At 58.6% G+C, this 8131-nt stretch carries 10 protein-coding genes and 1 pseudogene; 4 read left to right on the forward strand and 7 right to left on the reverse strand.

Translation table 11 applies throughout. The features are described 5' to 3' along the window. A pseudogene (locus IQ254_RS34020) lies at window positions 1-135 on the forward strand (IS630 family transposase); the annotation flags it as partial. Between the two features lie 131 nt (window positions 136-266). Here the strand turns inward: IQ254_RS34020 and IQ254_RS27780 are convergent. After that, entirely contained in the window at window positions 267-482 is a 216-nt protein-coding gene (locus tag IQ254_RS27780; protein WP_193969395.1) for a Nif11-like leader peptide family natural product precursor, read from the reverse strand. Window positions 483-775: 293 nt separating this feature from the next. Here IQ254_RS27780 and IQ254_RS27785 point away from each other — a divergent pair, with 293 nt between their 5' ends. The 3 genes from IQ254_RS27785 (at window position 776) to IQ254_RS27795 (ending at window position 3185) form a co-directional block, all read left to right on the forward strand. Then, window positions 776-2473 (forward strand): SpoIID/LytB domain-containing protein, encoded by a 1698-nt coding sequence (locus tag IQ254_RS27785; protein WP_193969396.1) that lies wholly within the window; start codon window positions 776-778, stop codon window positions 2471-2473. A 6-nt stretch (window positions 2474-2479) separates the two neighbouring features. Then, on the forward strand, window positions 2480-2728 hold the full coding sequence (locus tag IQ254_RS27790) for a hypothetical protein (protein ID WP_193969397.1): 249 nt from the start codon (window positions 2480-2482) through the stop codon (window positions 2726-2728). Between the two features lie 67 nt (window positions 2729-2795). After that, window positions 2796-3185 (forward strand): hypothetical protein, encoded by a 390-nt coding sequence (locus tag IQ254_RS27795; RefSeq protein ID WP_193969398.1) that lies wholly within the window; start codon window positions 2796-2798, stop codon window positions 3183-3185. Here the strand turns inward: IQ254_RS27795 and IQ254_RS27800 are convergent. The 6 genes from IQ254_RS27800 to IQ254_RS27825 form a co-directional block, all read right to left on the reverse strand. Further along, the gene (locus IQ254_RS27800) at window positions 3158-4708 is read right to left on the reverse strand and encodes an NAD(P)/FAD-dependent oxidoreductase (protein WP_193969399.1); all 1551 of its coding nucleotides are present in this window, start codon (window positions 4706-4708) and stop codon (window positions 3158-3160) included. The two genes, IQ254_RS27795 and IQ254_RS27800, sit on opposite strands and share 28 nt — an antisense overlap. Before the next feature lie 3 nt (window positions 4709-4711). Next, window positions 4712-5218 (reverse strand): hypothetical protein, encoded by a 507-nt coding sequence (locus tag IQ254_RS27805; protein WP_193969400.1) that lies wholly within the window; start codon window positions 5216-5218, stop codon window positions 4712-4714. A 138-nt stretch (window positions 5219-5356) separates the two neighbouring features. After that, on the reverse strand, window positions 5357-6601 hold the full coding sequence (locus tag IQ254_RS27810; RefSeq protein WP_193969401.1) for an amidohydrolase family protein: 1245 nt from the start codon (window positions 6599-6601) through the stop codon (window positions 5357-5359). A 67-nt stretch (window positions 6602-6668) separates the two neighbouring features. Further along, window positions 6669-7310 (reverse strand): hypothetical protein, encoded by a 642-nt coding sequence (locus tag IQ254_RS27815; RefSeq protein WP_228041167.1) that lies wholly within the window; start codon window positions 7308-7310, stop codon window positions 6669-6671. Between the two features lie 140 nt (window positions 7311-7450). Then, entirely contained in the window at window positions 7451-7894 is a 444-nt protein-coding gene (locus tag IQ254_RS27820; protein ID WP_193969402.1) for a DUF6691 family protein, read from the reverse strand. 33 nt (window positions 7895-7927) lie between these two features. After that, on the reverse strand, window positions 7928-8131 hold a 204-nt coding region (locus IQ254_RS27825), incomplete at its 5' end, for a YeeE/YedE family protein (protein ID WP_193969403.1).

Genomic DNA, 8131 nt, shown 5'->3' on the forward strand with positions numbered 1-8131 from the left:
TTCATTTCAAATCGTTTATTTAAGTCGATTGAAGATCTTGAAGCCCTTATCAACAAACTTCTCAATGAGGGGGATTTAGTTATAAATTGGCATCGCAAGGTGAAAAATAAGGGAAATTCGATTAATGCAATTTAGATGCGTAACAGCTTAGCGCGATCGCAGTTCTCTTGCAGTGCGATCGCAGATCTCCTGTAGATTGGGTTGACAAAGGAAACCTGACTCCCCTGATGTTTTTATCCAACCTAAGCGCAATATTCAAAAAGCATTTAATTATACTCCCCAGGAAGATCGGTTTTTATAACAGTAACTCCGCCAAATTTCTTTCCTGACATTCTCAATAATTCATCACCTGAGAATTCAAAACCAAGTTTTAGTGCTATTCGCGCAACATCATCTGCAGTTGATGCTGTGAGCACCTCACTCTTAAGTGCAGGTTCAGACTGCATTTTCTTTAAAAACGCCTCGAGTTGATCTAAAGCCATGTTTGAAATTCCTATTCGCGTTAGCTGCTTATATTAAACAGGGAAACCATTACAGGCTTCAATCAAATTCTACTACTCTTCCTAAGATATAGGGCGATCGCAGATCTCCTGATAGTTAGATTGACAAAGAAAACCCAACAATCCCAGAAAGATTTCATTCTTAACCCAGAGTAGGTGCTGTCGATTGAGCATAATCACAGTGAAGATTCTCACCCTCAAGGGTCTGAAGCCGCTAGAATTTCTGTGACCCGACTGTACAAACGGCGGGCAGCACACTACTTCGTTAGATCACTATGGTTACGCTTTCCCCGCCCCGATTTCAGTTTCGGCCCCTGGGCAATCGGCGATCGCGGCGGTGGCTAGGGGTCGTGGGCGGCATGGCGATCGCCCTCACCACCTGGGCCGCCGCCCCAGCTCCCGCTGCCCAAAACCCGGTGATTCAGGTCGGCATTGTGCAGCGCTTTGGCGAAAACCTGCAAGATCGCATGATCCTGGAGGCCCTGTCTGGCGAGCAGCTTACCCTCAGCTTTGAGACCAACGGCCAGCCCCAGACCGTCACTACCACTCGGGTGGTGCTGGGCATTGCCCCGGAGCCGCTACCCGAGGCCACCCTGGGGGAACGGGTCGTACTCAGCAACCACCGCAGCTTTGAAACCGCCGAGCACAGCGCCCAGCAGTGGCGCGATCGCGGCATTGAGCCCGAAATTGCCCAGCCCGGCAGTTGGGAAGTGTGGGCCAACCGCGAGACCTACAACACTCCCCTAGTGCGCCGCCTTTTAGTGGACAACCTCAAAGCCCAGGGCTTTAACGAAGTATTTCTCGATAGCCGGGTGTTGGGGCAAATTCCTAAGGTTTATTTTGAGGCCAACGGCTACCGCTACCAGCGCGACAGCCTCGATATTCGGGCCAGCGACGGGCGGGTGCGCGTGGTGCAGACCGGCGATGACGCGGTGACCCGCGTCTACGGCGGCACCCTGCGGGTACAGCCCAACACCTACGGCACCTACACCCTGGTCAATAGCGTACCGATCGAGACCTACCTGCGGGGCGTCGTGCCCCACGAGATCGGCCCCAGCGCCCCGGTGCCCGCCATTCAGGCCCAGACGGTGCTGGCCCGCACCTACGCCCTGCGCAACCTGCGCCGCTTTGCCATCGATGACTACGAGCTCTGTGCTGACACCCAGTGCCAGGTCTACCGGGGCCTCAGCGGTACGGTGCCCGTGGCCGACCAGGCCATCACCGCTACCCAGGGCCAGGTGCTCACCTACGAAAACGAGCTGGCAGATACCCTATATTCCTCGACGACGGGTGGGGTCACCGCTGCCTTTAGCGACGTGTGGGATGGCCCCGATCGCCCCTATCTGCGGCCCGTAGTCGACTCCGTCTACGGCCTGTGGGATATTAGCCAGTACCCGCTCAACTCCGAGGAGAGCGTGCGGCGGTTCATTGCCATCGACGAGGGCTTTAATGAAGACACCTGGCGGTTGTTTCGCTGGCGCAATGCGGGCACCCTGGCCGAGATTACCCAGGATTTAAAAGGCTATCTGAGCAAACGCCAGCACCCAATGGCGGGGCTGACCGAGGTGCGATCGCTCCAGGTCACCGAGCGGGCCAACTCGGGCCGAGTGCAGACGATCGACATTGAAACCGATCTGGGCGTGGTGCAGCTCAAAAAAGATGAAATCGTGCGCGTGCTGACGCCTCCCCGCAGCCTGCTGTTCTACCTAGAGCCGATGTATGAGACGCCTAGCGCTACGGATGGATCGGCTCCTGCCCCGAGTGCAACGCCTCCTCAGCTAGTAGGCTACCAGTTTGTGGGGGGTGGCTGGGGCCACGGGGTCGGCATGAGCCAGACCGGGTCTTATCGTCTGGGCGAATTGGGCTGGGCTTACCCGCGGATCTTGCAGTTCTACTACCCCGGTACGACGTTGCAGCCGATTAGCGATCAGCTGACGTTCTGGCGGGAGCCGTCTGGAGGGGGAGGAAAGTAAGAGCTGATGGGGAGTAGGGCGCATAAATGTTTAGTCGAGATGCAGGCCTGCCAGTGGGTAAACCAGCAGTTGGGTCGGGCGATGGATATCTATGGCATTGTCACCAACGGCGAAGGCTGGAAGTTTTATCGGCTGGCGCTAAATGGCGAAGTCTCTGAATCGCTGCTGTTTGGCATTGGCGATATGCCAATGTTGCTGGGTTTATTGCGGCTGTTCTTTGGGTTGTGTCATGACAATTTGCGGCCTTCCTCTTAAGAAAGTTTGCTCGGTGCGGTAGCCTATAGGCAGAAAATTTCCTTGTTGCTTTGCAGGGAGAGTAGCCATGGCCTTCAAAATCCACCAGCTCGATAATCTCGACTACGACGATGCCGAGCCGCTGCTAGAAGACTATATCTACAGAGCACTCGAAGACTTTGCCAATTCTAAGGCGGGCAAGGCTCACATCAAGCTAAATCCCGAAGCGGGGGACTGGATTGGCACCTTTATTGAGCTGGCCTATCTCTACGGCGGCTACACCCTGCCGAAGATGACTAAAGGCAATGTGCAGGAGGTAATGGAGTACACCTTGCCCCGCAAGCTCACCCTGTTCGACCCCAGCGATACCGACGGGGCGATTGACGAACTGGTGGCGTTTTGGACGTTTTTGGATGAGGTGCATTGGTTGCGGAGCGCTAAGGCGATCGCCTACCCCAGCGCATCCTTCACCATTTGACGGTGCTGACTGACCGAGGCCAACGTGTTAGCGGTAATCAGCCCGCAGGCCGCCACCGCCGGTAAGCCAATGCCAGGAAACGTTGAGCCGCCCACGCAGAGCAGTCCGGGCAGCGGCGTTTTGGGGCCGGGGAACAGACCCTCCTGGGCCGAAATTGCCGGGCCGTAGCTGCCCCGGTGGCAGCGTAAAAAGCGCTCATGGGTCAGAGGGGTACCCACCAATTCCATCTCCACCCGCTGGCGCACGTCGGGGATGATGCGCTCTAGGGCCTGCCACAGCGGCTTGGCTCTTTCTTGTTTCAAGGCTGCATACTCCGGGCTGCGGCGATCGAGCCCCTGCCAGAGCTCGTAGGGCTCGGTGGCCGGGGTGTAAACGTGGATGGTGTGTTTGCCCGGTGGTGCCAATGAGGGGTCGAGCACCGTGGGGATCGACATCACAATCAGGTTTTGGGGCGCATCGATGCCCAGATCCCAATCGCTGACGGTAATGTAATGGCAAGCCAAATCGGGCGGGAGCCCTGCCCCATCAATACCTAGATGCAGATGGAGAAAGCTGGGGCACGGTGGTGTCGCTTGGCGCTCTTTCACAAAGGCTTTGGGTAACGCTCCCTCGGGCACCAGCTTCAGCGTGTCCCAAATCGAGGCGTTAGCGATCACGGTGCTGGCTCTCAAGACTTCCCCCGATCGCAGCACGACGCCAGTGGTGCGCTGCCCTTCCACCAAGATGGTTTTTACATGGGCCCCGAGGCGCAGAGTACCGCCAAATTTCTTGAGCCCCTGCACCAGAGCGTTGACCATGGCCGCACTGCCGCCGATGGGGTAGTCGAGGGTGACGCCCGGACGATACCAATCGGCAAACATAAACGCCATTTCGGCGGTGCTGGTGCCCTCGGCAGGTAACCCCGACAGCAAAAAGCAGAGCACATTCATCCAGTTACGAATGAAGGGGTCGCGGATGGTGCGATCGAGCACGGTGCTGAAGGGATTGCTGGACTGGGTGAGGGCAGGAGCGTTGCGCAGCAGAGTCCAGGCGTAGGGGGCAACGGTTTGCAGCGCCCCCAGGTCGAGCCGCAGGGCAGCGGGAGGTAGGGCCGTGGCGGCTTTGCCGAGGGGAACCATGACCGCTTGAAGACGACGCCACTCCTGTACGGCGGTCTCGCCGCGCAGACGGCGCAGCACATCGCAAAACTGGTCATTCCCCACGGTGGTGTCAAAGTCGCCCTCGGGGATGCGTACACCCCAGGTGTCGTAGTTGGCCCAGGTGATGGTGTTGCCTTCTCCGACGGCATCCAGCACGTGGCGCAAGGGGTTGGTCGATCCCCGGGAGGACATCCCCGAGTAGAGCGATGGCCCCGAGTCGAAGATAAATCCATCGCGCTCGAAGCCGTGGGCGGCTCCCCCCGGAATCGTGTGGCTTTCGCAGACGGTGACCTTAAAGCCATAGCGGGCCAGCAGCGCTCCACAGCACAGGCCCCCAATGCCGCTGCCGATCACAATGACGCTGGCGTCGTTTGGGGAAGACATGGCCTAGTTTCCTGAGTAGCCCTGAATATTCTCGGGACGAAACTGACGCAGAATGGGGGTGGCCTGGCGAATAACGGCCTCAGATCCGCGCACCACCACCAAAAATTTGCCCTCGTTGAGCCGATTGCGGTAGGACAGGGCATCACCCCCGCCGATCGCAATGCCGACACCGCCGCCGATAAAGAATGCTCCCATGGCTCCAGAGACGGCTCCCAGCGCCCCGCCAAGCAGCTGGTTACCCAGCCGCCCGGCAAAGGCAAAGGTGTCCAGCCCAGTGATGATGTTAAAGACAAACCCGGCCCCAAAACCAAAGGGCACCAGCCAAATCATCATCAGGCGAATTTGCTTCCAGGCCTGGTCGGCGGGGTCGATCAGGCCATAGTCATCGGCGCTTTTGAAGCCTTTGCCCAAAATGTCAAAGTCGGCCTTGGGTAGACTGGCCTGCTCTAGGGCGCTGTAGGCTTCTTCGGCTTGGATGCGGTTGTCTAAAACGGCGACCAGATAATTCATTACAGGGGGCGATAGGGCAGATCAAGATTTGGGTTAGACCCATCTGATATTATGCCGTGCTGCGAGGGTCTCCCCGGCTATTTTTGCTCCGGGCAGTCGCAGCGCTAATCTCAGACTGGGGTATGGGGTCTGCAAAAGTTATGAGACCGGAGGAAACCACGCTTGCTGCAACTGCCGCCGAGCCACAATCTGCCCCGCTTTGATCACGGTGCGTCCTGATGGGGCAGCGCCCACGGCCTCTGATACTGAAGTAGCGTCGAGCAACACCAGATCGGCGCGATCGCCGACCTTGAGCCCCTGATCAGCAATCCCAATCGCCTGAGCCGCCTGAGTCGTAGCCATAGCTAAACAGAGCTGGTGGCTGGCGGTGGTGCCGAGCTGCAAGACCTGGGCCAACAGCGTGCAGATTTTAAGCACGTCGCCATCGCCAAAGGGGGTGAACAAATTGAGAATATTGTTGGTAGCCAACCCCACATTTACCCCCTGCGCCGCCAATCGATGAATCGGGGCCACCCCCCGGCGCTGATTGTGGGTCTCCTGGCGGGCCATCATATAGAGGTCTGAAGCGGGCAGGGCTAAAATCGAGATTTGGGTTTCTCGCAGAGCGGTGGCCAGGTCGGCGAGTTCTGTAGGGGGCAGCGCGGCCAGCTTGGTCATATGCCCCAGGCACACGCGACCCTGCCAGCCCCGGCGCTGGGTTTCGGCAATCACAAAAGGCAGCAGCAGGGGCTCGTTGTCGTCTAAAAAGTCGAGGTGAAAATCGACATCACAGTCAAACTCCTGGGCCAGATCAAAGACGTGCTGCACATTGCGCTGGGGGTCGGCATCGACGTAGGGGGCCGAGCCGATCACATCGCCGCCCATCGCCATCGCCTGACGCAGCAGGGGCAGAGTTTTAGGCTGTTGCGTAATGCCCTCTTGGGCGAAGACGGCGAGCTGCAGGGTAATGCCCCAGGCATACTCTTGACGCAGGGGCAGCAGCGCTTCCATGGCCCGCAGACCGGCGGTGGGGTCAACTTCCACATGGCTGCGCATGGCGGTAATGCCAAAGCCAATGGCACTTTCAACTACCTGGCGGGCGCGGGTTTGAATGTCGGCGACGGTAAAGCCCTGCTTGAGCCGGAGAGTGACCGCCAGGGCTTCGGCAAAGGTGCCCACCTGGGCGGGCTGGCGCGCTAGCAAGCGGGCTTTATCGAGGTGAATATGCCCATCCACCAGGCCGGGAATGAGTAACTGACCCTGGGCATCGAGCGTGTTATCAGGGGTAGAGCGGATGGGAGGAACAGGAGTGATCTCAGCAATTTTGCCCTCGGCCAGCGACAAGCACCACAGCCCATCGCGATCGGGCAAGTGGGTGTTGGTGATCTGCAAATGGTTAGGCATAGCGGCAATCAGGAGATCCTAGCATTCCAGCAGAATAGCCCGAGATTACTGATGGGGAAGGCCCCGTCTAAACCTGGCCACCGGGGCAGATTGTAGACCACTGATCGAGATTGGCCCGTTCCTGAATGAACCCGGTGAGTTCGCCCCGGTAGGCGACCAGGCGGGCGCGATCGGGGGAATTGGGGGGAATCAGCACCACCAGGCGGTCGACCGAGGCGGCGGCGCAGGCCCAGTCGCTAGCTTCCACAGCGCGGGCTAGAAGCGCCTGCCGCTGAGCAATTTCGGCGACCTTGGCGGCCTCGGCTCGCTCTTGAGCAATATAGGTCTCCATATTGCGAATGGCAGCGGTGGCGTAGCGATCGCCCGGTCGCAAGGCCAGGGCCCGGCGAAAGTTGATCAGCGCTGTGTGGTAGTCTTTGCGCTCGGCGGCGGAGTAGCCCGCCAGCATGGCGTAGCGGTAGCTTTGGGCTCTGGTTTGTTTGAGCCGGGTGGTTTCCTGATGTTCTATCGCAGAAAACTCAGGTGCAGTAGCCAGGGCGTTGCCCCAGCTACTGCCGCTAGCCAGAGCTGCCCCTAGCAGTAGACCTGCCACAAGTTTGCTTATCCGCCCCATCTCAGTCATCCTTACGCTGCCCGGCACATACGACTGTTTAGGGTAGCGAATTTTTGGCCCGCCGCCGCATTCAATCTGCGGCAAGCAGAGGCTCATGGGCAAAAACAACTCACAACACTCCGGACAGTTTTTGGCAGTCAACAGTAGGATGCGGGTTTCAGTCCTCTTCAACAGCAACCTGGCCAACGAGAAGTCAAGGGTTTCAGCGCTGGTTTGGAAAAGTGTCCGAACTATTGCTATACGGAACGGTTGAGGGCTTTGTAGGCCAGAGATCCGGCGATCATGGCGACAACGAAGAGGATTGGGTTGGCGGAACCGAGCCCTAGGGATGCGATCGCAGGCCCCGGACAGTAGCCCCCCAGCCCCCAGCCGACACCAAACAGCGCGGCCCCGAGCAACAGAGGGCGATCGATATCATTGCGGGTGGGCAGCCAAAATTTGCCGCCTAGCAATGGCTCAGAGCGTTTTAGCACCAACCGAAAGGCGATCAGCGTCGTCACCACCGCGCCGCCCATCACAAATGCCAGGGTTGGGGCCCACTGGCCCGCCAGGTCTAAAAAGCCGATTACCCGCTGGGGGTCAATCATCTGCGAAACGCTCAAGCCCAGGCCAAACAGTAGCCCAGCGCTCAGCGCCACCAGGTTCTGAGCCAGGGTGTTTTGTCCAGATACAGTCTGCATCGTCAGGGTTGGTCTCCTCTAAGACTCTCAAACTCAGCCCAACAGATGCTGGGTGATGAATACGGTGGTTATGCCCGTAGACATAAAGGTGATCACGGCAACGAGCGATCGCGTCGATAGTCGCCCCAGCCCACAGACCCCGTGGCCGCTGGTACAGCCGTTGCCCATGCGGGTGCCAAAGCCCACCAACAGCCCGGCAACAATCATGGTGACTGGGGCGAAGGGGTAGGTGGGGGT

Origin of the sequence: Nodosilinea sp. LEGE 07088 (genome assembly GCF_015207395.1) — a bacterium.
Lineage (GTDB): Bacteria > Cyanobacteriota > Cyanobacteriia > Phormidesmidales > Phormidesmidaceae > Nodosilinea.

What these genes read in the sequence shown, in the direction of transcription:
- IQ254_RS27780 (WP_193969395.1), bottom strand. Translation starts at nt 482, where the DNA reads ATGGCTTTAGATCAACTCGAGGCGTTTTTAAAGAAAATGCAGTCTGAA.
- IQ254_RS27785 (WP_193969396.1), top strand. Translation starts at nt 776, where the DNA reads ATGGTTACGCTTTCCCCGCCCCGATTTCAGTTTCGGCCCCTGGGCAAT.
- IQ254_RS27790 (WP_193969397.1), top strand. Translation starts at nt 2,480, where the DNA reads ATGGGGAGTAGGGCGCATAAATGTTTAGTCGAGATGCAGGCCTGCCAG.
- IQ254_RS27795 (WP_193969398.1), top strand. Translation starts at nt 2,796, where the DNA reads ATGGCCTTCAAAATCCACCAGCTCGATAATCTCGACTACGACGATGCC.
- IQ254_RS27800 (WP_193969399.1), bottom strand. Translation starts at nt 4,708, where the DNA reads ATGTCTTCCCCAAACGACGCCAGCGTCATTGTGATCGGCAGCGGCATT.
- IQ254_RS27805 (WP_193969400.1), bottom strand. Translation starts at nt 5,218, where the DNA reads ATGAATTATCTGGTCGCCGTTTTAGACAACCGCATCCAAGCCGAAGAA.
- IQ254_RS27810 (WP_193969401.1), bottom strand. Translation starts at nt 6,601, where the DNA reads ATGCCTAACCATTTGCAGATCACCAACACCCACTTGCCCGATCGCGAT.
- IQ254_RS27815 (WP_228041167.1), bottom strand. Translation starts at nt 7,310, where the DNA reads ATGAGCCTCTGCTTGCCGCAGATTGAATGCGGCGGCGGGCCAAAAATT.
- IQ254_RS27820 (WP_193969402.1), bottom strand. Translation starts at nt 7,894, where the DNA reads ATGCAGACTGTATCTGGACAAAACACCCTGGCTCAGAACCTGGTGGCG.